The following is a 22,955-nucleotide window of genomic DNA, read 5'->3' as shown; positions in this document are numbered from 1 at the left end:
AGCGGTGAGCCCCCAGCCGCGCCTAGCGTAATAAAACCTCCAAGCAGCGACGCAGCCGCTGGGCTTCGCGCACTAAGGTTTCACCCGAGAGCATGCCCACACCCATCACCAAGCCAACGCGGGGGTCATGCTTGGCGCATACCGGACTCAATGGGCGCACAATTAAGTGCTCTTTTAACAGCGTTTGGGCGATCTGCACGTCATTAACCGGCGGTTCAAACTCAACGCATAGGCTAATGGCGCTGCTAGGTGGCGAAACGCTACGTACCTGGGGCAGCGAACGTAGCTGATCATGTAGCACCTGTTGGCGGCCTAAGTAGTCGCGCTGAATACGCCGACACCAGGTATCCAAATCACCATCAAAAATAAACTGCGCCAGTACCGCCTGATCAAGCATGCGGCCTTCGCGGAAAAGCTCGCTGCGCAGGCGGTTCATGGGCCCCGCTAAATGGTGCGGCACGACTAAATAACCTAACCGCAGACCTGGAAACATCATCTTGGAAAACGAGCCCACCAGCAAGTGACGCGCCGAGTGTGGGTCAAAGAGCAGGTTAGGGTGATCATCGCGATTGAACTCGTAATCATCTTCAACAATATAAGCGGGCGCTAAGGCATCGCACAAACGTTGTTTATCGACAGCGCTAGTAGGCACGCTGAGGGGGTAGTGGTGGGAGCCCGTAAGGTAAGCCAGTTTTACCGGGCCTGGATCAACCGGTAACGAGTGCCCTTGGCCGGACTGCCAAGCCAGCATCTGGATCTCCAACCCCGTCGCAGTAAACACATTGCGTGCGCCCCAATAGCAGGGGGACTCCATGGCAACGGTATCGCCAACATCGGCCAGCGCCATGGCGCATAGCTCAATACCGTTATGGGTGCCGTCGGTAATGATGATTTGCTCAATATCGCAGTTAAGGTTGCGCCAGCTTGCCAAAAAATCACGTATCGCGCGCTTTAATGGCCCGTAGCCACCGGTGGAGTAGGAGAGCAGCAGCGCATTTTGCGGCACCGTCACGCTGGCATACAGCTGCCGCCATTTACGCATCGGGAACTGGGCGATATCAGGAATGCCGGGCACAAAAGCGCCGCTTTGAACAGTGCTCGCACCCGGCCAACGCAACACTCGTTGTGCACGTTTTGATAGCTGCACACTGGTGGGTTTTGAGATAACAGGGGCTGACACTTTGCAGCTCCAAGTGCCACTGCCATGAGACGTCGTAAGCAAGCCCTCTTTAAGCAGCGTCGCAACAGCTAGTGACAGTGTATACCGAGCAACGCCTAACGCTGACGCTAGTTGCCGGTGAGAAGGTAGGCGAGTCTGGTTAGGCCACTCCTGGGTAACCGCTTGTCTCAGCGCTTGCTCAATTCGAACTTGTTTACTTAAGCGTTCAGGTTGCTGCGTATAGTGTTTTACAAGTTGTTGTAAAGCTGACTGGCCATCCATTCCTATCCCCAACATCACAGTGCTCACCAATGTGTCAGTAAAACAGAAAAGTGGTCTGGTTGAACGCAAAAGTGGTGCATTCGCCTGCAACCATATTACTGCTAGCGTAAACGCAGTGTTATTAATCTAGGAGAAGACCATGAGCTTTATAGAACAGTGGTTGCACGATGCCGTACCGGCCCTGGTGGGCGGTGAATGGCGCAAGGGCCAGCAGACCTTCGCGGTGGACAACCCCGCCACCGGCGAGACAATTGCCCACGTGGCGGACTTGAGCGCCGACGATACCCGTGATGCCGTGGCAGCGGCTTACAACGCTGGCGCTGGCTGGCGCGCCACACCGGTAAAGCAGCGCTCAGCACTGCTGCGTCGCTGGTTTGAGCTAATTAATGAACATGCCGATGATCTGGCCCGCCTGATGACCTTAGAGCAGGGCAAGCCGCTGGCGGAAGCCAAAGGCGAAGTGACCTACGGCGCATCGTTCATCGAGTTCTTCGCTGAAGAAGCCAAGCGCATGGCCGGGGAAACCCTGCCCAGCCACGGTGCTGACAAGCGCCTGCTGGTACTGCGCGAGCCGGTGGGCGTGGTGGCCGCGATCACCCCGTGGAACTTCCCGCTGGCGATGATTACCCGTAAGTGCGCCCCGGCCCTGGCCGCGGGCTGCACGGTAGTGATCAAACCTGCTGAAGCCACGCCGCTTACCGCACTTGCCGCTGCCTATTTAGCGCTAGAAGCCGGCCTGCCCGCAGGCACCATTAACGTGGTCACCGCTTCCAAACCCGCCGCCGTGGGGGAAGTGCTCACCACCGATCCACGGGTGCGCAAAGTCTCGTTTACCGGCTCGACCCCAGTGGGCAAACATCTGCTGGCCCAGTGCGCCAGCACGGTGAAGAAAACCGCCATGGAACTGGGCGGCAACGCGCCGTTTATCGTTTTTGACGATGCCGATGTGGACGCCGCCGTGGCCGGTGCCATCGCCTCCAAATTCCGCAACGCCGGGCAAACCTGTGTGTGCACCAACCGCTTCCTGGTGCAGGACGGCATTTACGACGCGTTCGTCAGCAAGCTTACCGAACGAGTGAACGCGCTAAAAGTAGGCGACGGCCTAGCGGAAGGCAGCATTATCGGCCCGCTGATCAATCAGGCGGCAGTGGACAAGGTTCAGCGCCATGTGGATGACGCAATAAACCAAGGCGCGCGGCTACTGTGCGGTGGCCAGCCCCACGCAGCGGGGGAGCGCTTCTTCACCCCCACGGTATTGGCGGATGTGACCACCCAAATGGCCGTGGCCGACGAAGAGACCTTTGGCCCAGTCGCGCCGGTGTTCCGCTTCAAGCAGGACGAAGAAGCCATCGCCATGGCCAACGACACGCCGTTTGGCCTGGCTGCCTACTTCTACGCCACGGATTACCGCCGCATCTGGCGCACCATGGAAGCGCTTGAATACGGCATGGTGGGTGTGAACGAAGGGCTGATCTCCACCGAGCTGGCGCCGTTTGGCGGCGTGAAAGAGTCCGGGTTGGGTCGCGAAGGCTCTCACCACGGATTGGATGAATTTACCGAACTGAAATACGTCTGCGTAGGCGGCCTGTAAAGAGAACGATGATGACTAACCAAGAATTGAATGAACTGAAAAACCGCTTCGTGGCCAACGGTGCCGCCACGCCCACCACCCAGTTTGCCGAGCGCGCCGAAAACGCCGAACTGTGGGACGCCGACGGCAACCGCTGGATCGACTTCGCGGGCGGCATCGGTGTGCTCAACCTGGGCCATCGCCACCCGAAAATCGTCGCCGCCGTGGAAGCGCAGCTCAAGAAAGTCATGCACACCAGCGCGGCGGTGATCTCCTACGCGCCCTACGTGCAGCTGTGCCAAAAGCTCTGCGAACTGACGCCGGTGCGTGGCCCCGAGCGCAAAGCCATGCTGGTGAACACCGGCGCCGAAGCGCTGGAAAACGCCGTGAAGATCGTCCGCGCCGCCACTGGCCGCACCGGCATCATCACCTTCGATGGTGCCTTCCACGGCCGCACCATGATGACCCTGGCGATGACCGGCAAGGTGCTGCCCTACAAGAACGACTTCGGCCCCATGCCGGGCGACGTATTCCGCGCCCCGTTCCCCAACCCGCTGCACGGCATCAGCGAAGAAGCCTCGCTGAACGCCATTCGCACGCTGTTCAAAACCGATATCGCCCCGCACCGCACGGCGGCCATCGTGATCGAGCCGGTACAGGGCGAAGGCGGCTTCTACATCGCCTCACCGGACTACCTGAAAGCCCTGCGCGCGCTGTGCGACGAGCACGGCATTCTGCTGATCGCCGACGAAGTGCAGTCCGGCTTCGCCCGTACCGGCAAGCTGTTTGCGCTGGAACACAGCGGTATCGAAGCGGACATCCTCACCACCGCCAAGAGCCTCGCCAACGGCATGCCGCTCTCTGCGGTGGTCGGCACCGCCAAGGTGATGGACGCCTCCGGCCCCAACTCCTTGGGCGGCACCTACAGCGGCAACCCGCTCTCCTGCGCAGCGGCCCTGGCGGTGATCGAAGCCATCGAAGAAGAGAACATCCTGGACCGCAGCGAGCAGATGGGCAACATGCTGGCCGAACGCTTCGCGGTATGGGAAGAACGCTTCCCCGCCGTCGCCTACGGCCGCCAGCTAGGCGCCATGGCAGCGTTTGAACTGCTTGATAGTGAAGGAAAACCCGATACAGCGCTCACCGGCGCGATCTGTGCCAAAGCCCGCGAGAAAGGGTTGATCTTGCTCTCCTGTGGTTTCTACGGCAACAGCATCCGTATTCTGGTACCGCTGACGGTTTCTTCTGCGGTATTGGAGGAAGGGTTGAGCATTATTGAGGCGTCGTTGGAAGCGCTTAGTTAATCCTAAGTTATAAGAATCATTTAGCCCGCCATCGTCAAACAGTGAAAGCTGCTGGCGAAGGCGGTTTTTTCATAGAGGCGTTTGAGTGTTTTTGTGATGCCGGTGATTAGTAGCCAGTGGCCCTTCAGCCTTTCTTAAACCTAGACAACCACTGAGTAGGGGTAAGACCGAAGGCTTTCTTAAAGTGGTTTGTCATATGGCTCTGGTCATTGAAACCAGCTGAAACCGAGGCGTACGACAACGAATAACCCTGGATCAAATAGTGTTTTACAAACGAAAGACGCCGCATGGTCAAGTAACGGTATGGACTTGTTCCATATAATGCCCTGAAATCTCTTGATAAACTCCACTTTTCACGGCCACTCACTAACGCTAAATCATCCAGTGTGATCTGAGAATCCAACGAATAGTGGATATATTCTCTAGCCTTTTCTGCAGCGTTATAGTCGTATGCCACCCTACCTCTTTTGTGACCGGCAACAGCAGAGAGAACATTGGCTAATTCGAAGACGATATCTTCCTCTTCAAGCTGCTCATGAGCAGTTTGAAGGTCATTCATAAGAAATTCTGTGGCGGCATGAAGTCGAGGGTCTGTGCTGACGCCCCCCTTTATGTAGGGTAATGTGCGGCCACCAAGTACAGCTTGAAGAGCACAGGGCTCAATATACATGATGCGGTAGTGGAAGCCGTCATTCGTGCCAGCCTCACCATCATGAAGTTCATCAGGATGAAGCACAATGGTATTGCCAGGTAAGCTAGTTCTTTTTTCACCTCGGTAATTGAAGCAATGAACCCCTGCCAGGGTTCTACCTACAGCATACGTATCGTGCCGGTGGGGCTCAAAGGCGACGCCAGAAAAAAAGGCTTCAAATCTTTCTATCTGTGTATTAAAAGAGTTTAGCATATGCGGTAAGTTATCGGCTTCTGTCTGAGTGCAGGATTATCATGCAGTGGAATATATGTTAAGTAAAGCTAGTGATCCCGTTTTGACAGTTTATATAGCCTGTCTTTGACGCGATCTCGTATTGCGGGCTATTCAGCTCAATACGTAATATAGAGTAGTGGCGACGACTGTCGTTAGGATCAGTCCACTTTTTAATATAACTGCCAATATACCTACTGCAATAAAAGAAAAAATAGAAAGATTAAGCCCGCTAGCAATCTCTGGCATCACAATATAAGTAATGAAACAAATAAAAATAGAAGTAGGTAATACTTCCTCAATCAGGTGCTGGGCCTTAGCACCGAAGTTAATCGTGAGCAAAGAGGGAAGAACTCTTACCACGACACTTGTAAATAGAAGAGCAAAAATCACCAGAAAATTATCTGCCATACTTATTCCTCAATATTTTATCTTCATTAAATAGAAGATAGCGGATAATAGAATGATGGAGGGGATCCAAAAGTAGACGCCACCAAGGGTGTAGTAGAAAACTCCGCTTATTAAAATGCCTAACATTGCCTTTGGAAAAGTTATCAAACCACTTTTATAAGGTCGATTTTGAAGATACGAGATGGCAAGAAACAGAAGTACCAAGCTCGCAGGAATACTGGCATTGATGTCATCAGGTAAAAGGTTTGGAAACAGCCCCGCTATAATGCCGCCTGCTACCCCAAAGAGTATCCAGATCGAGAAAATGGTGAAGCGAATTATCAGCATGGCTCTTTGGTTATTTCCCTGCTCAATAGCGTACGCTTCGTCGCCGAGTGCATGGGAGGCAAAAACCTTAAGCAGCTTGTTTTTTGGTAGTTTTTTTGAGCATGAAAGCGAAATTGCAAAATATCGGCTATTGATCATAGTGGTAACGAAAGCAATAGTTAAAAGGCTGGCACCAGTCTCAGATAGAGGTAGAGCGGCAAACTGCCCGCTTCCAGAAAAGCCTAATAAACTTACGAGAAAAATTTCAACAATGCTCCAGTCTGCTTTATAAGCAGTAAAGCCGAACAGCATGCTTACTGGTGCTATTGCAAATATGGCCGTCAATAACTGCGGAAGCAAGACCCGGAATTCTGTTGTATTTGAAGTAGAGAACATTTTTTTGGTGCTTAAAGACTTGTTCGTTATTGTCAATTGATTCTCCTAAGGTGTGAGCTTTGTAGTTATGGCGAATGGGCCTGCAGCAGAAACGTGAAGTGAGCTGATATACTGGAAGCGTATGGGAAAAATTGATAAGAGTATTGTAAGATCGTGCAGTTTATTAAGAGAAGAGTGAGTCTAGCCGTTATGGGTTTTTAATATTTCATTTTGGCGCGTTGGCTTGAGCATCGTTAACTGGAGAGCTTACCCACAATCGCTTGGCTTGCTTCCCTCGCTTCTGGCGTGCGACGCAACTCATACAGCATTTTCTTCCAGTGGCGTGGTTCGGCTTCGAAGTCGTTGGGCAGCGGGTAGTGCTCGCCGAGTTGAAAGCCGAAACGTTGAGGTGGCGCTCGGGAGCAGTATTTCTATACTGGGGACTCACACACGTTATCGCTAAGGTATTGCACTATGACAAAGAGTTATTTTTCTTCCAGCGCAGGAAAGGTAGCGAATTAGTATCCTGATATTTGGGATGCTTATGCTGAATTGGTTAAAGCCTGTGCTGAAGCCGGGCCAATTGATGCGCGTAGTAGGCGTTTGATCAAGTTATCGCTGGCGATAGGTTCCCGCTCTAAAAGGTGCCGTCCATCTCATGTCCGTCGTGCTCTGGAGGAAGGCATCAGCGCAGACGAACTCAAACAGGTGGCTATGCTGGCGATTCCTACCACTGGGTTTCCGACTGCCGTCGCGGCCTTGACCTGGATTGAGAACATCACTGACTTCCAATAGAGATATCCAGTGCACCCTATTTGTGCACCCAAGCACACAACCCTGGTTAAGACCGGGTTGTGTGCGTTAGTTACCGATAGACTTAATGTTCAAGGTTTGGAGTTCTGAAGCGCTTGCGCTTGCGCTTCGATATCTCTATCAACTGACGACACATAGTACTCATCGTCGAAGGCACCCTCCGGCTCCTTGAGCCACACCAGACATATCAGCCAGCTAGTGAAAGCACCCGTCGCGATGATGTAGAAAAATTGCGACGGGGTTACAAACGTAAAGATGGTCAAGTAGACCACCGCGCCCACATTACCGTAAGCACCTGCCATGCCTGAGATCTGCCCAGTGATACGGCGCTTAATGGAGGGAATGATGCCAAAGGTCGCCCCTTCTGCCCCCTGGACGAAAATCGACGTGCCGATAGTTACGGCGATCGCCAGGATCAGCGGCCAGCTTGAATTGAGCATACCCATCAATAAAAACCCGATGCTAATGCCAAACATATAGCACAGCATGACGAAACGGCGATTGCCCATACGATCAGAGACCATGCCACCCATGGGGCGCGCTACCAGGTTGACGAACGCGAACGAGGCCGCAATCATGCCTGCCGTGGCGGCATTTAGCCCCCAAGTCTCCTCAAAGAACATGGGGAGCATTGACACCACGGCCAGTTCAGCGCCGAAGTTGGCAAAATAAGTGCTGTTAAGTGCGGCCACACTATTGAACGAGTACTTGTCGTCCTCAGGTACCCCTTTGCGTAGGATCGGCAGGTTGACCCGTAGGATTTGCACTATCTGATAGATGACAATCGCCACGATGACAAGATAAGCAATAACGGCGCTGGTGACAGATAGATAGCCCATGTACTGGATGCGCCAGACCAGAATGGCGAGTACGCCGACCAACGGGATGGTCCAGATGATCAGCTTGATCATATCGGCCCAGGAACTCACTTCCATGGCAGCGGATTTACGCGGTTTGCGATGGGAGTTAGCGTCAGGACCGTCGGTGATCGCGAACCAGTAGTAGACGCCATAAGCTGCCATCACGATGGCACTCTGGGCGATCGCCCAGCGCCAGCCATCGGGGCCGCCATACATGCTTAGCGCAATGGTCGGCAGTGACATGGCAGCCACAGCGGAACCGAAGTTACCCCAACCAGCATAAAAGCCTTCGGCGAAACCGATATCCTTAGGCTTGAACCACAGTGCGGTCATGTGGATACCGACCACAAAGCTGGCACCAATCGAACTCAGCACCAGGCGCGCCACTAGTAGCTGCATCATGCTGTTACCGAAGGCAAACGCCAGGGCCGGTAGCGACATCGTTACCATCAGTACCGAAAACACTCGGCGTGGCCCGAAGCGATCCAGCGCCATGCCAACGATTATGCGAGCGGGAATGGTCAAAGCGACGTTGCAGATGGCGAACAGCTTGAGATCATCCGGGGTCAGCCAGTCGACGCTTTTGAGCATGCTCGACGCGAGCGGCGCCATGTTGAACCACACGTAAAAGGTAATAAAGAAGGCAATCCAGGTCAGGTGCAAGGCCCGAATTTCAGGGCTGCGGAACTTGAATACAGCGGAAACTTTCATGGTCGTATGTCCTGTGTCCCAAAGGTGGTATGTCCCTAAGGTGGGTAGAGGCTGCTCAAGGGCTGGGTAGGATTAACAAGGGACACTCGGCACGCCGGGCCAGGAAAGAGCTGACGCTGCCGAAAGTCATGTAGTCCAGCTCATCGACGAAGTAAGTCAACGATTTGGCAATGATGCCGCCGTCCGGTTGGTGGCTATGGCGAGCAATCACCAATAGGTCTGGCGACAGTTTGCGAGTGGCCTGAAGCAGCATCTTGCGCGCATCCCCCTCGGCGAGAAGATGCTCTGCTTGGAAACCCTCGCCGATAGCGAACGCCACTCCCTCTTGAAGGTGTTGTTTAACTTCCTCGTGCTCCTGCTGAAAAAGCGTTTCGTTGTTATCGGTAGCGTCGAGTGGGTTCTCCACCACGCCGACCAGTACCAGCAGAGGTTGGTTACAGCGGAACATGTTGACGACCTGAGCGAGAGCCAGCTTGGCGTTTCGCGAACCGTCATAGGCGATCATGATTTTCATGGTGTCCTCCCGCAGTGGGGTAGGGGGTGAAGACCCGGCGCTTAGCGCCGGACTTAAAGAAGCAAGCCCTATTTAGGGGTTCTTAACGTAGCTCAGGGGTTCTTAACGTAGGCACCCTTGCGTAGGTAGAACCACCAGTTGATGACGAGGCAGATAGCGTAGAAGACCGCAAAGCCGTACATGGCCAGTTCCGGTGTCCCGGCCTGGATTTGCTCGCCCATTACCCGCGGGGCGATGAAGGCGCCATAGGCTGCGACGGCAGAGGTCCAGCCAAGTACCGGGCCTTTCTGCTGTTGATCGAAAATCACGCCGATGCTGCGGAAGGTAGAGCCGTTGCCGATACCACTGGCGGCGAATAACACGATGAATAACAGCAGGAATAGCCAAAAGAACTGATTAGGATCGGTGGCGTTGTAGGCCTGCATCATCACGTAGCCGGTGGCGATAGAGGCGACCACCATGATCGCTGAGATTATTTGGGTGACGATGGAGCCGCCCACTTTATCGGAGATCCAGCCGCCCAGCGGACGAATCAGGGCACCCACGAAGGGGCCTATCCAGGCCCAGGTCAACGCGCTGGGCGCCTCTGGGTTGGCCACGCGAATCAGCGTGCCGTCGACAGTGGCTTCCATCATGTTGCCGAAGATGACGTTGATGGAGAGCGGCAGCGCCGCAGAGAAGCCGATAAAAGAGCCGAAGGTTAAGATGTAGAGGATGGTCATTGACCAAGTGTGCTTATTGGAAAATATCGCGAACTGCTTCTGGATATTGGGCTTGATGTCGCCAGGAATCAGGCGTAACAACACTAGGGTCAGAACGATGGTTAGCGGCAGGGCAATCCACATATTAAGCCAGCTGAGTGCCAACATGCCGACGATGGCGGTCACCAAGCCGACGCCGTAAAGCCCTAATATTTTGCTGAAAGCCGCCAGCGGTGAACCAGGATTGGGTGTAATAGTGCGAAGATTGTTCATACCGAACCAACCGGCGAACGCTAGCGGGATCAGAAACACGAGCCAGATAAAGCCCGCATTCTGAATCCAGGTATCGGTACCTGCTTCAATACGACCAATCAACGTACCACTGGCGCTTTGTAATTCCAGCGGAGAACCGCCCATCGCGCCGAAAATACCAATAGTCATCACCAGCGGGATCAAAATCTGCATGGTGGTGACGCCGAAATTGCCGAGGCCCGCATTCATGCCCAGCGCGTAGCCTTGCTGCTTACTGGGGTAGAAGGTGGAAATGTTGCTCATTGAGCAAGCGAAGTTACCGCCGCCGATGCCGGAAAGTAGCGCCAACGCCTGGAATACCCAGAACGGTGTGCCTGGGTTCATCAAGGCGATACCAGTACCGGCGGCGGGGATCATCAGCAGCGCAGTGGTCAGGAAGATTGTATTGCGCCCGCCAGCGATGCGGATCATGAACGAAGCGGGGATGCGCAGCGTGGCACCCGCTAGGCCAGCAAGTGCTGTTAGGGAAAAAAGTTGGTTGATCGTGAATGCAAAACCCAGGTTTTGCATCTGAGTGGTGATCATTCCCCACATCATCCAGACAGCGAAGCCCATCAGCAGGCTGGGAATAGATATCCATAGGTTGCGGTTGGCGATCTGCTTACCTTCCTGTTCCCAGAATTGGGCGTCTTCGACCTCCCACTTCTCAATGTCGGCGTTTCTCTTGCTCATGGCGGTTCCCCTTGGCATCAAACCTTTCTGCAGTTAGCAGGCAAGATACGCTTGCAAAGGGGATTGGGAAACTAAGGGAAATGACATATAAATCAGCGACATACCTCTTGAGAGGTAGTCGCTGTAAAGCCAGGATTGATTGATTTTAAAGACAAAAAATCGAGAGGGGGGTAAAGGCGGGCCAGAGTAAAAGTACTCAGGAAGTCTTTGGAGGTAACCACACAGAATCGACTAGTGATCGATACCTTCTTGAACCGCCCAAACGGCGGCTTCGACACGTGAGCGTAAGTTGAGCTTTTTAAGTAGGTGCTTGACGTGAACCTTAACCGTGCCTTCAGTAATATCCAGTTTGCGCGCGATGAGCTTGTTCGAGAGCCCGCCAGCCAGTTGCTGCAGGATTTCACGTTCGCGTTGCGTCAGGCTGTGGATGTCGGGGGTCGAGGGCGCGTTGCGTTGATTACGCAGGGCTTCGGCCAGTAGGGCAGTCAGGCTCTCGCTGATGACCATGCGCCCCAGAGCGGCTTGGCGCAGCTGGCGAACCATATCTTCGGGTTCCATATCTTTTAGCAGATAACCGTCCGCACCGGTACGTAGAGCTGAGACAACATCATCTTCGTGGTCTGAAACAGTAAACATCACCACACGGCCGCTGTAATTGGCTTCCCGCAAACGCCGCAAAACTTCTATCCCATTCACCACCGGCATGTTTAAGTCGAGTAGAACGAGGTCTGGTTCAAACTTGAGGGCTAGCTTAATCCCTTCTTCCGGATTGCCCGTTTCGCCTACTAATTCAAGGTCATCTTCTAGCTCAAGAAGTTGTGCCACACCACGCCGGAGTAACGGGTGGTCATCGATAATCACCAGACTGGCAGGTGTATCAGGAGTGGTCAGCGTCATTAAGAAGCCCCTTTATCTAAATGAGAAACGTCGGCAGCCGACAAGGGCTGTTGCTGGATTAAGCGTGCAGTTAAAGGCGTAAAGACAAGTTCAATACCGGTACCGCCGGTAGGACGATTAACGATATTCAACTCCCCATTCAGGGTGTTAGCGCGGTCGCGGATAATCACCAAACCGTAGTGCATCGGCGGCGAGCTATCGTCCTCTAAGCCAATGCCATCATCTTCGATTTTTACCAGCAAACGCGCATTAGCAAAACGTACTGTCACGGCAGCCCAATGAGCCTTGGCATGTTTGTGCGTATTAGCAAGTGCCTCACGAATGATCTGTAACACGTGAATTTCTTCGTTCGGATTAAGCAAGTATGGTGGCACATCGTACTCCAGCTCTACTGTGGCTCCCATACGCTGAGTGAACTCATTGACCGTTTGGCGCAAGGCGAATTGTAAACCTGGGCCTTCAAGCTTAAGCCGAAACGTAGTCAGCAGCTCACGGAGTTGGCGATAGGCGCTATTCAACCCATTACGCAACTCATCAAATACCGCTGCCTGAGCCTCACGTGACGTATCTTTTTGCTGCATGCGTTCAAGCCGAGCAACCTGCATCTTGAGATAAGAGAGCGATTGAGCCAGGGAGTCGTGCAGCTCCCGCGCAATAATTGTGCGCTCGTTGATCAGGGTGACTTGCTGCTGCTCTTCAATACGTCGCTGTAGGTAGACCGCCGTGGCCAGCTGATCAGCAAGAATGCTGAGGAGCCTGCGGGTGTTATCGTTAAGCCGCTCGCGGGGGTACCACACTTCCAGGGTTCCCAGCAGGGTGTCACCGACACTAATAGGTAATAACAAACATTGCGATTGATCGCTAGCGACCAAGTCCAGAGGGAGAGGGTCGATCAAACAGGCATGGCACGCTTGGTCTCGACAATACTCAGGCCGAGTGCGCGAGTGGGTTTCCAGTACCGGCATTTCCTGTTGGTCAAAGGGGTCGTTAAGCGATAAGCGTATCGGCCCGATATTCAACAGTTTTTCCAGTTCGCGCAGCATAGGCGCTGCGCTGGAGCAGAGATCGTTTCCACCGCCATAGAGCGAACGGCTGGCATCGTGCATCACCCGCATGGCTTGGTTGCTGCGCTCAAGCTCCTGTTTCTTGCGTGATACTTTGTCTTCCAGCGCGGCGTAGCTGGATGCCAGTTCAGCGGACATATTGTTGAAGGTGTCGCCTAGCAAGGCCAGCTCGTCGCTGCCACGAATCTGCGAACGCGGCTTAAAGTTACGCTGAGATGCTTCCCGGGCAAGTACCATAAGTTGGCGTAATGGCAGCACAAGGTTGTGGCGAACATCGTAGAGCGCTATGAATACCACAATAGCGATCAGCACTAGGAAGAGTACTTGCATCATGCCTAGCAGTCTTACCTTCGCCTCGGTGCTCTGCTCTAGGTAGGTCACCAGGATTTCGATGTCATTGACCATCGCCACGATCATCGTTTCTAGCCTATCTAGGTCACGTGCGGCGGCGGTTGGGTTCTGCAGAGCTGGGCGTAGCGTGTGTTGCCAGTAGGATTGGATTTCTTCCAACTGGTGGCGGCTCTCGTGGTGTTGATCGGCAGGAATACTTTGCTGGAGAGTAGTACCCTGCAAGCGCTGGTCGAAGCGCACCAAAATTGCTTCTAGCTGAGTCTCATGTGTCTCTTCGGGTTCATAGTACGCGCGCTGCAACGCTCCCATGATCTGGTAGGCGTTCATGCGTAACGAGCCAGCGACATTAATGGCCGCAGAATCCCCATGGGTACTGTTAGACATGCCCATGGTTAGAGTGATGCTAATAAGTGCCATACCACTGATAGCTAGCAGTGATGCAATGATGCGAGCAACCAGGGAGCGTTGAAGTAATTTCATGACGGTTCCAGTAGCACATAAGAGGTAAGAAAGTGAGGCATTAACTGGATCTCGATACGGGGGCTATTACTTTGGGGTTAGCCCGTCTACCTCCGATGCTTTTTGACCTAAACCCGGCATTTACCGACAATTCTGGCATGTCTTCTGATGTCTTCATACCCTCGCCGGGAAACACCATGCCTCCACCTATACCGCCTCCGACGCTGGAGACATCAAAAGAGCCAGTCAATGGCTATCAGGTGCTGGTAGCCATGCTATTGATGCCGCTGGCCAGCGCCTTAGCGGTAGCCAGCTGGACACTCTACGCGCTGCTCTCGATTCACCCTATCTATGTATTGTTGCCGGTGGGGAGTGGTGCTCTGTTGGCATGGCCTGCATGGCGCCTAGCGCGGCGAAATAATACCTGCAGCTTGATGCAGTGGCTGCTGTTGGGGCTCGCGCTAGCACTTGGCTGGTTTGGGGTGGCTAATCAGCCAGGGGAGTTTCTGCTGGTGGGAGGAGGGCTAGGGTTGGGGGGGGCTGTCATTGCCACCGGTATCGCCCACGCCAAAGGCTGGATGCCTGGCTGCCTAAAGTGCCTACTGGTAGGGCTCTTCCTTGCTCTGATGGCAGGCGTGGGGTTTTCTTTGCATATGGAGCCTTTGGTCGTTCAAGCCTATGGTTGGCGGGCAGCGCCATTGAGCCTGCTTATTCCACTCACCATGGTAATGCTGCTGTTATGGCTTTTCGTGGAGGCGCCTGCGGCCTCGACAGCAATGCGTGGCGATACCCAAAAATTCTCTGGCCGCAAAACGGCTCGCTCGCCAGATTAAAGATACATAGCAACGACGCATATTTCATAACGTCTCTCACCTATTAACAACCGTAACCATAAGGCCCTTTCCCATGACGATAGCGACATTTACCGATCTACTGCAGGAAGCTCGTCAACAAGCTAAGCCCCAGCGGCTGCTGTTTGTGTTCGTCCGCGCTGAACTGCCCGATTTTCCTGATGATGAGCAACGTCGTCGTTTTGAAAAGGGAGAGGGCGGCGTGCTGATCCCCGTCGTCTGTGTGGACAAGTCGACCGATGACCTGAGCAGTATGGCAGCGTTGGTCGAGGAGTCTGATCGTACCGGCTTCGAATGGGATCTGGTGTTTGCTGCTGCCATGGACGACCCGGCGGATGGCGCTGAGATTGAACGTCAGCTTCAGCGTATGGCGGAGTCGCTGCAAATGGGCAATATCACCTCGTTCATCGCTTTCGATCGTCATGGCGATGCCGTGAACGTTGGCTGAGGGCGTTACCGTGGAACACTATTTTGTCATTAAGCATCTGCATATGATGGCCGCTGCGTTGAGCATCACGCTCTTCATGGTGCGCGCCTGGTGGTCGGTGCGGGAAAGCCCGCAACTCAAAGCCCGTTGGGTCAAGGTATTGCCTCACCTCATCGATACGGCTCTGTTGGGCCTAGGGGTGACGTTAATGATGCTGCTCTCCGTATGGCCCTGGCAGCTTCCCTGGCTGGGAGCCAAATTGCTGGCATTACTGGCGTATATCGGTATTGGCAATATTGCCATTAAACGCGGGAAGACGCCCCAGGCGCGTGGTATTGCCGCCGTGGTGGCTATCTGTTTATTCGCCTATATGGTGGGGGCCGCCATTCGCCACAGCCCTCTTTCCTGGCTAGCTTGAGTCGGGCTGGTACATCGCAATGGCCATGAGTGAGGTTATGTCGTCTCTACTGACACATATCAGCTCGCAGCGTCATGGCAGTGCTTAGTATAGACCCCATGGCGTTTGCCATTGTTGCTTTTACTTAGGAGTGCGTACTGTGTCATTGCTACCGTTTGTTGTTCCCCCGGCGTCTGCGTTGCTGCCTCTACCGGTAAACCTTGAGCATTTGATTCGTCTTCTTGATCCGAAGGTGCCTTTCATTATTAAGCAGCGTGTAATCGCGCCTTTACTCAACCGTACGTTTGCTGAGCCTCTGCAAGAGGGCGAGTTTGATGTTCTGGAAGGGCGGCGTATTACCCTCGCCATCGGGGATTTAGGGGTGACGCTAAGCCTGACGCTTAAAGCCCAGCGCTTGGTAGTATGCCGTGAGCAGGGCGAGGCAACCATTCGTGGAGGATGGCGCGAGTTTTTGTGCCTTGCTACTCGCCGCGAAGACCCCGATAGCCTGTTTTTCCAGCGTCGTTTAGTCATAGAAGGGGACACGGAGCTGGGGTTAACGCTTAAAAACCTGCTGGATGGCCGTGAGGAAAGTTTTGCGCAAGGTCGTTTAGGTGAAGTGCTGATGGGGCTAGAGCGGATGTCGCGCAGTGGGTGATTTCACCCTCCCCAGCTTCCAGGAATTTATTAGGCGGCGTCGGTATGCGTTACTGAGGCCGCCTATTTATCAAGCGGCGTCGAGCGGTCGCGAGGGGCCGAAGTGCTCAAAGTGTCGGCGGTCTGCGCCGATACCTAGCTCAGCCAAAGCATTGTTGATAGCCGTCATGAACCCCTGGGGACCGACAAAATAGCAGCGAGCCATAGGGCCAGGCAGGTAGTCAGCTAATAAGGAGCGGTCGATACGCCCAGTATGATCGGCGCAGTTTCCCCGTTCATGAATGCTGACAGCTTGAAAACGTTGGGGATAGGCAGCCTTCAAGGTTTTAAGCTCGTCATTAAAAGCGTGATGATCGGCATCTAAGGCAGCGTGTAAATAGACTACCTGTCGTCCAAGGGCCAAAGCATGCCGCGCTATGGGGAGAAGTGGCGTTTGACCGACTCCCCCGCTGGCAAACAGCAGCGGTTCGTCACCCTCTACCAGCGTCAAATCACCTGCGGGGGGAAGCAGCTCTATGCTATCGCCTGGTTGCAGGACGTCGTGAAAATGACGACTGACTAGCCCTTCTGCTTCGCGTTTGATTGAGATGCGATAGCTCCGACCATTGGGGGTATCCGATAGGCTGTAATGCCGATAGGCCGGTTCGCCATTAATGGTTAGGCGTACGCCGATATATTGGCCAGGCTCATGGTCAGCCACCGTGTCGCCATCCTCGGGTGCCAGAATAAAAGAGCGAATCAAGACACTCTCCTGCTGGGTGCTGGCAATCTTGAAGCGTCGGGTGCCCCGCCAACCGCCAGGACGCTGCTCAAACTCACGGTAGCGCTGGTCTTCAAGGTCGATGAGTAGTGCAGCAAGCTCGTTATAAAGCGCGCCCCACGCACCGGCGATTTCTGGTGTTATGGCATCGCCAAGAACATCGCCAATCGCCGCTAGCAAGCACTCCCCTACGATGGGGTACTGTTCAGGAAGTATTCCCAAAGAGACATGCTTGCTGACCACAACAGCCAGTGTGGCGCGTGCTTGGGCAGGGTTGCTGCGTAGTTTTATATAGGCCAACACGGCGCTGGCCAGAGCGCGAGGCTGTCCACCGCTTTGCTGATGCGCCTCATTGAAGAGTGGTTTTACGTCGGGATAGCGGTTAAACATCAACGGGTAAAAATGCTGCGTAATGGCGTCTAGATGTTCAGCAACGACGGGGGCCGTTGCGTCGATCAGTTTTTCTTGGTCATGTGTTAGCACGGATAATACCTCTGGGCTTTAAGATGCTTTATAAATGCATCTTAAAGCCCAGAGGGTATAAATACCAATCTTAAAGCGGGTTTTATTATTGGAAGGACCCTTGAGGTGACGACGGTTATTGATGGGCGGCTAGCTGCTTAAAACTATAAGATGCATTTTTGATACTTGTCATGGTTTTTGATGGTTGCGAGGCGCACAATCATATTTCCAAGCAAATTAGTCGGGATTATGCCATGCCAACGATCACCTCATCCCCACCTGCCTTCAAGCTTAAGCATCTGCCATTGATGCGTCTGGCTTTTCGGCCTTTCTTCCTACTGGCTGCGTTGTTTAGCGTGGTAGCCCTGTTGGTGTGGTTGGGTTTCTGGCACGGCAATATTCTGCTGCGCCCCTACGGCGGCCTGATTTTTTGGCATCAGCATGAAATGCTGTTCGGTTTTGCAGCGGCAGTGGTAGCGGGATTTTTACTAACGGCTGTGCGCAACTGGACCGGATTGCCGAGCTTAAGCGGCGGGCCACTGCTGGCGCTAGTCGTGTTATGGCTATTAGGTCGGCTACTAATGGCCTTTCCCATGGCGTTGCCGGGCTGGCTGCTACTGATGGTCGACCTAGCGTTTCTGCCGGTGGTTGCTATCGTCATGGCGAAATTGGTAATTACCGCGAAGCGGTGGCGCAATTTGATCTTCATCCCGGTGCTTGCACTGTTTGCGATGGCTAATCTGGCGATGCATCTGGGGTTGAAGAACGGCGATGCCGAGTTGATTCGCCAAGCGGCCTATTTAGCCGTGCTGTTGATCACACTGATGATGACAGTGGTTGGCGGGCGCGTGATTGCTATGTTTACTGCGAACCGTTTAGGGCGCACCAAGCCAGAGCCTATTCCCTTACTCGAAGGTGTTACGCTGGCGAGTACGGTGAGCGTCGTATTACTGCAGCTGGCTATCATGCTGGGTATTGCCGTACCTACGATGTTAATGGGTGGGGCGATGGTCTTAGCGGCATTGGCCAACACTCTTCGCATGGCACGCTGGGGTGGGCTGCACAGCTGGCGCGAACCATTGCTATGGGGATTGCACGGCAGCTATGCCTTCATCCCCTTAGGCTTCGTAATGTGGGTATTAGCACTGATGGGGCTAATGCGCACTGAGCTTGCGGTTCATGCGCTGAGTATCGGGGGGATGGGTGTCATGATGTTAGCCATGATGGCCAGGGTTTCTTTAGGCCATACCGGTCGGCCAATACGCACCTTACCGGGTATCGGTATGGCGCTGGGATTAATGTTAATAGCCGCCTTGCTGCGCGCACCCGTATTGGCGCTATTTCCCCAGATAACCCACTGGATCTACACGCTAAGTATCATCCTCTGGTGCTTGGCCTACGTCATATTTTTAGTGCACTACACGTTGCCGTTGATGCAGGCGCGAGTCGACGGGCAGGAGGGCTAATTTTTGAAGGTCTAAGCACTTAAGGACTAAGCACTTAAGGGCTAAACACTGAGGGTAGGAATACGCATGAGGCGCGCCAGCTGAGGTTGTTGATTGCCCAATAGGTCAGCCAATGTGTAGTGATCAAGTACGTCTAGAAATGCCGACAACGCATCCTTAAGAATCGATTGAAGTCGACATGCCGGGGTAATGATGCAGGCGTTATCGCTATGAAAACACTCAACTAACGCCATGTCATGCTCCATCTCCCGCACCAGCTCGCCTAGCGCGATTGTTGCGGGGTCACGTGTCAGCAGTAAGCCGCCGTTCTTGCCGCGAATAGCCGTTACGTACTGTTTTTGGCTTAGTTCCTGAACGATTTTCATCAAATGATTGCGTGAAATATCAAACGTTTCGGCAATCTCATGAATGGTAGAGCGCTCCTCTCCCTTGGCAGCAAGAAAGATCAATACGCGTATCGAATAATCAGTGAATCGGGTGAGATGCATGGAGTTTACGTTGCTCCGAGGGTAATCCAGCTATAAGTCATCCAGCTATAAAAAGTATATTGTATGAATGTTCAGTAGGTTGCAATGATAGCGGGATTAAACGGTGATGGCCCTGCCGCAAAGCAGGGCCATCAAAACTAATTTGTTGCGTTAGTGAGCCACGCTGCGGGTATTGTCCATGCCTGGACGCCCGTACCAATAGCCGTCGCAGACCTCGGCATCAACCAGGGATAATGGATCGGGTGTAGGCAGCTGGCCTTGGCGGGCTTGGTTAAAGGCGCTGACCACTTCAGCCATGCCTTCTGCTCGGGGGCTGAGACGCACCACCGATACCCCCATTTCGGCCATGACCGGAAGCTCATGACGAAGGTCCTGGCAGGCGCTTGAGAGAGTTTGAATGCCGTTCAGGTTGAAAACGTTGCGGGACTCTTGCGAACGCAGCACCAAGCCTTCGGGGTACTGCTGGCAAACAAACTGACAGCGGTCTTTGGGTTTCTGGTGGCGTCGCGCGGTAAAGCAGCGCGATGACCAGGCTAAAGGTAAGTGACCGTAGGCAAACACTTCGCAGGGTTGGCTTACTCCTGCCTGATGGCAGTCGGCGATCAGTTGAGTCAGGTCATCCCGGGACATTTCCACCGGTGCCTGCCAACGCTGCATCCCAGCCCGCTTCATAACGCCCAAGGTGGCCGGGTTGTAAAGATTGAGTGCGGCGCCGGCGATGAACGGTAGCCCGGCATTCGAAAGGCGTTGTAGGGCGCTTTGATCGTTAGCCTCAACAATGAAGTCGCCGTTTTCACAGAGCTTGCGCAAATCGCGCAGATCGGCCTCGGACTCAATCAAGGTTTGGCTGGCGAGCACCACCTGTTTGCCTGCCTGAGTGAGTTCGCGGCCAATGCCTAGCCAGTCGTCAAGTTTCATGTCGCGGCGTCGCGAGCAGACCGTTTCTCCCAGGGTGATAATCTCTACCGGCCAATCGGCCGCCTCACGGTAGAAGTCGGCGTAGCACTCCCGAGTCCAGTAGAAGAGTACCGGACCCAGCGACAGTTGCAGGGCAGTGGGGGGCGTCATGGCAAACTCCTATTTCCAGCGACGCTCGTAGGCGCCCAGCGTAGTAGTGGCGCCTTCGGAAAGCTCAGCAAGACCGGCCATCCAAGCATGCTCTGGATGAAAGCGCCCTGGCGCGTCTTCGAGGCGGTCCAGCGCCTGGCGCCAAATGCCTGCGACCTTCGACACATAAGCGGGGCTGCGCTGTCGTCCTTCAATTTTTACCGCACTAATACCCAGTTCACGCAATTCTGGTAGTAGTGCCAGGGTATTGAGGCTGGTGGGCTCCTCAATGGCGTGATAGGTCTCGCCGGTTACCTCAAATCGCCCCTTACACAGAGTTGGGTAGCCAGCGCGTTCACCTTCGGCGTAGCGATCAATCAGGACGTTGTTAAGACGCGACTCTAGACCTTGAGGCGTTTCTTCCCAGCGGACATGAGCCGCTGGCGAGCAGACGCCACGTGTATTGGGTGACTCGCTGGTGAGGTAAGAAGATAGATAGCAGCGCCCTTCGGCCATGATGCACAGGCTACCAAAGGCAAACACTTCGAGTTCCACCGGCGTCTGCTTGGCCAGGTCGCGTACTTGAGTAATCGATAACACCCGAGGCAGTACGGCGCGCTTGATGCCAAAGTGCTCATGATAGAAGCGCAGTGCTTCATGGCTGGTCGCCGACCCCTGAACAGATAGGTGTCGTGCCACGTCAGGATGGTGCTGAGTGGCGTAATCCAACAGCCCCATATCGGCGAGGATCAAAGCATCCACGCCCAGATCGACAGCCTGATCCACAGCGCGGGTCCACTGGTGCCAGCCATCGGGTTGGGGGTAGGTGTTAATCGCGCAAAATACTCGTTTGCCGTGCTTATGGGCGTAATCGACACCCTCACGGGCGCGTTTGTCGGTGAAGTTAAGCCCAGCAAACTGGCGAGCGTTCGTGGCATTTTGAAAACCGAAGTAGACAGCATCGGCCCCCTCATCTACCGCACGCTTCAGGGCGGGCAAGTTGCCAGCAGGGCACACAAGCTCCATTGCGAAGACTCCTTAAGTTGAAAACCCGAGCATTTTAGTCACCTATTTATTGCCGCCCTTTGACTCAGATCATTATGGGGAGGTTTTCAAGGCGTAGTGAACAAAGCAGAGGCGTCACGATGGATGCAGGGTGTTTTTTAAAACGTATACTTTATGAATATTAACCAGCGCTTGCTGCGCTCACTTTTAGAGATCTTTTTCAAAAACCTTGTTCAAAGCCCCTTTTCAGAGACCTTTCCCGATTATGCGAAATGAACCGTTGTTCAACCGCCCCCTGGTCGAAAAATATGACCGTCCGGGACCCCGCTACACCTCTTATCCTACCGCTCCGCAGTTTCAGGCGGCGTTTGCTGAGGATGACTATCGAAGTGCTGCCGAGCGCAGTAACCAGGCCAGTGAACCAAAGCCACTGTCGGTTTACGTGCATATCCCGTTCTGTAAAAGTCTTTGCTATTACTGTGCCTGCAACAAAATCATTACCCACAACACCGAGCGGGCGGCTGAGTATCTCCAGTGGCTGAAACAGGAGATTCGCGTTCAGGGGGCGCTGTTCGATAGCACCCGGCGGATGACTCAATTGCACCTTGGCGGTGGCACCCCGACCTACCTGAGCAACCCCCAGCTAGGCGAGTTAATGGCAGCGTTAGACGAGGCCTTTCATTTTGCGGCGCCTGCAGAGCGCGAATTCTCGTTAGAGGTCGACCCGCGCACCGTGACCCCTGAGCAGGTGTATGAACTGTACGCACTGGGATTTAATCGTTTGAGCTTCGGCGTACAGGATTTTGATCACGACGTGCAGCAAGCGGTCAATCGCGACCAGAGCGAAGAGCAGGTGGTATCTCTGGTGAAAGCAGCCCGTGACGCCGGGTTTGAATCGGTCAGTGTGGATTTAATCTATGGCCTGCCGCTGCAGACGGTAGCGAGTTTCGATACCACGCTGACCAAGATTATTGATCTGCAACCGGACCGCATTGCTGCTTACAGCTATGCCCATCTACCTGAGCTGTTCAAGGCTCAGCGATTGATTCGCCCCGAGGATATGCCGCCGCCAGAACGAAAGCTGGAACTGCTGGAGTTAACGATCAATCGCCTGACCGGCGCGGGTTACGTCTACATTGGCATGGATCACTTCGCCTTGCCGGATGACGAGCTGAGCCTAGCCCGTGAAAACGGCACGCTGCAGCGCAACTTCCAGGGCTACTCCACCCACGCCGACTGCGACATGATCGGATTGGGTATTACTTCCATCGGCAAGGTGGGCGACACCTACAGTCAGAACGTCAAGGAGACGGCCCAGTACCAGCACCGCCTGGACGAAGGGCGCCTGCCCGTCTTTCGTGGCTACCGGCTTAGCGACGATGATCGCCTGCGACGCGATGTCATCAATACACTGATGTGTCATGGGCGTCTTGAGTTCGCCGCTATCGAGGCTCGCCATGGCATCGAGTTTGGTAGCTACTTTGCCAAGGCATTGAAAGACCTGGAAGAGATGGCCGATGACGGCCTGATCGCTCTGCGTGAAGAAGAAATCGAAGTGTTGCCTTCGGGCCGGTTGATGATTCGCAACCTGGCCATGGCGTTTGATGCCTACCTAACGCCGAAGGAAAATCGCTACTCGCGAACCGTATGATTTCTAAGGCTGCCCCTCATCTATTCCTAAACATTTGCTGCTCTATCACCTTGGGGGTAGA

Annotated in this window: 22 protein-coding genes; 9 read left to right on the top strand and 13 right to left on the bottom strand. The window is 54.1% G+C overall.

The genetic code is table 11. From position 1 onward, the window contains the following. Positions 1–22: 22 nt before the first annotated feature. Entirely contained in the window at positions 23–1,441 is a 1,419-nt protein-coding gene (locus ACQKE4_RS01060) for a PLP-dependent aminotransferase family protein (protein WP_427386506.1), read from the bottom strand. 139 nt (positions 1,442–1,580) lie between these two features. Here ACQKE4_RS01060 and ACQKE4_RS01055 point away from each other — a divergent pair, with 139 nt between their 5' ends. Together ACQKE4_RS01055 and gabT are read left to right on the top strand one after the other, a co-directional pair. Continuing rightward, positions 1,581–3,032, top strand: coding sequence for an NAD-dependent succinate-semialdehyde dehydrogenase (locus ACQKE4_RS01055; RefSeq protein ID WP_427386505.1), 1,452 nt, complete (start codon positions 1,581–1,583; stop codon positions 3,030–3,032). A gap of 11 nt (positions 3,033–3,043) precedes the next feature. Further along, entirely contained in the window at positions 3,044–4,315 is a 1,272-nt protein-coding gene (gabT, locus tag ACQKE4_RS01050) for a 4-aminobutyrate--2-oxoglutarate transaminase (RefSeq protein ID WP_427386517.1), read from the top strand. 124 nt (positions 4,316–4,439) lie between these two features. Here the strand turns inward: gabT and ACQKE4_RS01045 are convergent, their stop codons facing one another. The 3 genes from ACQKE4_RS01045 to ACQKE4_RS01035 form a co-directional block, all read right to left on the bottom strand. After that, on the bottom strand, positions 4,440–5,219 hold the full coding sequence (locus ACQKE4_RS01045) for a helix-turn-helix domain-containing protein (RefSeq protein ID WP_427386504.1): 780 nt from the start codon (positions 5,217–5,219) through the stop codon (positions 4,440–4,442). 132 nt (positions 5,220–5,351) lie between these two features. Beyond that, positions 5,352–5,648 carry a hypothetical protein gene (locus tag ACQKE4_RS01040; protein WP_290833973.1) on the bottom strand — a complete coding sequence of 99 codons (297 nt, stop codon included), beginning with the start codon at positions 5,646–5,648 and terminating at the stop codon, positions 5,352–5,354. A 9-nt stretch (positions 5,649–5,657) separates the two neighbouring features. Continuing rightward, complete coding sequence (locus ACQKE4_RS01035) at positions 5,658–6,386, bottom strand: AzlC family ABC transporter permease (protein ID WP_427386503.1); 729 nt, start codon at positions 6,384–6,386, stop codon at positions 5,658–5,660. Positions 6,387–6,860: 474 nt separating this feature from the next. On the opposite strand from ACQKE4_RS01035, the gene ACQKE4_RS01030 reads away from it, so the two are divergent. Continuing rightward, positions 6,861–7,124: a carboxymuconolactone decarboxylase family protein gene (locus ACQKE4_RS01030; RefSeq protein ID WP_427386516.1), complete on the top strand. Its 264-nt coding sequence runs from the start codon at positions 6,861–6,863 to the stop codon at positions 7,122–7,124. A gap of 89 nt (positions 7,125–7,213) precedes the next feature. On the opposite strand, the gene ACQKE4_RS01025 is transcribed toward ACQKE4_RS01030, so the two are convergent. The 5 genes from ACQKE4_RS01025 to ACQKE4_RS01005 form a co-directional block, all read right to left on the bottom strand. Next, complete coding sequence (locus tag ACQKE4_RS01025) at positions 7,214–8,713, bottom strand: MFS transporter (protein WP_290833969.1); 1,500 nt, start codon at positions 8,711–8,713, stop codon at positions 7,214–7,216. 55 nt (positions 8,714–8,768) lie between these two features. Further along, on the bottom strand, positions 8,769–9,227 hold the full coding sequence (locus tag ACQKE4_RS01020; RefSeq protein ID WP_427386502.1) for a universal stress protein: 459 nt from the start codon (positions 9,225–9,227) through the stop codon (positions 8,769–8,771). Between the two features lie 92 nt (positions 9,228–9,319). Next, positions 9,320–10,912, bottom strand: a complete 1,593-nt coding sequence (locus ACQKE4_RS01015) for an antiporter (protein ID WP_290833965.1) — start codon at positions 10,910–10,912, stop codon at positions 9,320–9,322. 231 nt (positions 10,913–11,143) lie between these two features. Then, a complete protein-coding gene (narL, locus tag ACQKE4_RS01010; protein WP_427386501.1) occupies positions 11,144–11,809 on the bottom strand; it encodes a two-component system response regulator NarL in 666 nt (221 codons plus the stop codon). Further along, on the bottom strand, positions 11,809–13,704 hold the full coding sequence (locus ACQKE4_RS01005) for a histidine kinase (protein ID WP_427386500.1): 1,896 nt from the start codon (positions 13,702–13,704) through the stop codon (positions 11,809–11,811). The genes narL and ACQKE4_RS01005 overlap by 1 nt, the downstream gene beginning before the upstream one ends. Before the next feature lie 176 nt (positions 13,705–13,880). Between ACQKE4_RS01005 and ACQKE4_RS01000 the strand changes: the two genes are divergently transcribed. From ACQKE4_RS01000 to ubiT, 4 genes are all read left to right on the top strand, one after another. Then, positions 13,881–14,516 (top strand): hypothetical protein, encoded by a 636-nt coding sequence (locus ACQKE4_RS01000; RefSeq protein WP_427386499.1) that lies wholly within the window; start codon positions 13,881–13,883, stop codon positions 14,514–14,516. Positions 14,517–14,589: 73 nt separating this feature from the next. Continuing rightward, positions 14,590–14,982 (top strand): ribonucleotide reductase subunit alpha, encoded by a 393-nt coding sequence (locus ACQKE4_RS00995; RefSeq protein WP_290834931.1) that lies wholly within the window; start codon positions 14,590–14,592, stop codon positions 14,980–14,982. Between the two features lie 10 nt (positions 14,983–14,992). Further along, on the top strand, positions 14,993–15,379 hold the full coding sequence (locus tag ACQKE4_RS00990) for a SirB2 family protein (protein WP_290834933.1): 387 nt from the start codon (positions 14,993–14,995) through the stop codon (positions 15,377–15,379). Between the two features lie 139 nt (positions 15,380–15,518). After that, positions 15,519–16,016: a ubiquinone anaerobic biosynthesis accessory factor UbiT gene (ubiT, locus tag ACQKE4_RS00985; RefSeq protein WP_290834935.1), complete on the top strand. Its 498-nt coding sequence runs from the start codon at positions 15,519–15,521 to the stop codon at positions 16,014–16,016. A gap of 69 nt (positions 16,017–16,085) precedes the next feature. On the opposite strand, the gene ACQKE4_RS00980 is transcribed toward ubiT, so the two are convergent. Then, on the bottom strand, positions 16,086–17,258 hold the full coding sequence (locus ACQKE4_RS00980) for a globin domain-containing protein (RefSeq protein WP_427386498.1): 1,173 nt from the start codon (positions 17,256–17,258) through the stop codon (positions 16,086–16,088). A 233-nt stretch (positions 17,259–17,491) separates the two neighbouring features. Between ACQKE4_RS00980 and ACQKE4_RS00975 the strand changes: the two genes are divergently transcribed. After that, complete coding sequence (locus ACQKE4_RS00975) at positions 17,492–18,703, top strand: NnrS family protein (protein WP_427386497.1); 1,212 nt, start codon at positions 17,492–17,494, stop codon at positions 18,701–18,703. A gap of 41 nt (positions 18,704–18,744) precedes the next feature. Here the strand turns inward: ACQKE4_RS00975 and ACQKE4_RS00970 are convergent, their stop codons facing one another. From ACQKE4_RS00970 to ubiU, 3 genes are all read right to left on the bottom strand, one after another. Beyond that, complete coding sequence (locus ACQKE4_RS00970) at positions 18,745–19,191, bottom strand: Rrf2 family transcriptional regulator (RefSeq protein ID WP_427386496.1); 447 nt, start codon at positions 19,189–19,191, stop codon at positions 18,745–18,747. A gap of 150 nt (positions 19,192–19,341) precedes the next feature. Continuing rightward, positions 19,342–20,259 carry a U32 family peptidase gene (locus ACQKE4_RS00965; RefSeq protein ID WP_427386495.1) on the bottom strand — a complete coding sequence of 306 codons (918 nt, stop codon included), beginning with the start codon at positions 20,257–20,259 and terminating at the stop codon, positions 19,342–19,344. Between the two features lie 9 nt (positions 20,260–20,268). Continuing rightward, complete coding sequence (gene ubiU, locus ACQKE4_RS00960) at positions 20,269–21,264, bottom strand: ubiquinone anaerobic biosynthesis protein UbiU (RefSeq protein ID WP_427386494.1); 996 nt, start codon at positions 21,262–21,264, stop codon at positions 20,269–20,271. A gap of 244 nt (positions 21,265–21,508) precedes the next feature. Here ubiU and hemN point away from each other — a divergent pair, with 244 nt between their 5' ends. Next, a complete protein-coding gene (hemN, locus tag ACQKE4_RS00955) occupies positions 21,509–22,894 on the top strand; it encodes an oxygen-independent coproporphyrinogen III oxidase (protein WP_427386493.1) in 1,386 nt (461 codons plus the stop codon). Positions 22,895–22,955: the final 61 nt, after the last annotated feature.

The organism is Halomonas sp. NPDC076908 (assembly GCF_050269715.1).
GTDB lineage: Bacteria > Pseudomonadota > Gammaproteobacteria > Pseudomonadales > Halomonadaceae > Vreelandella.
The sequence above is the reverse complement of the archived record's forward strand: the minus strand, read 5'-3'. Positions and strand labels throughout refer to the sequence as shown.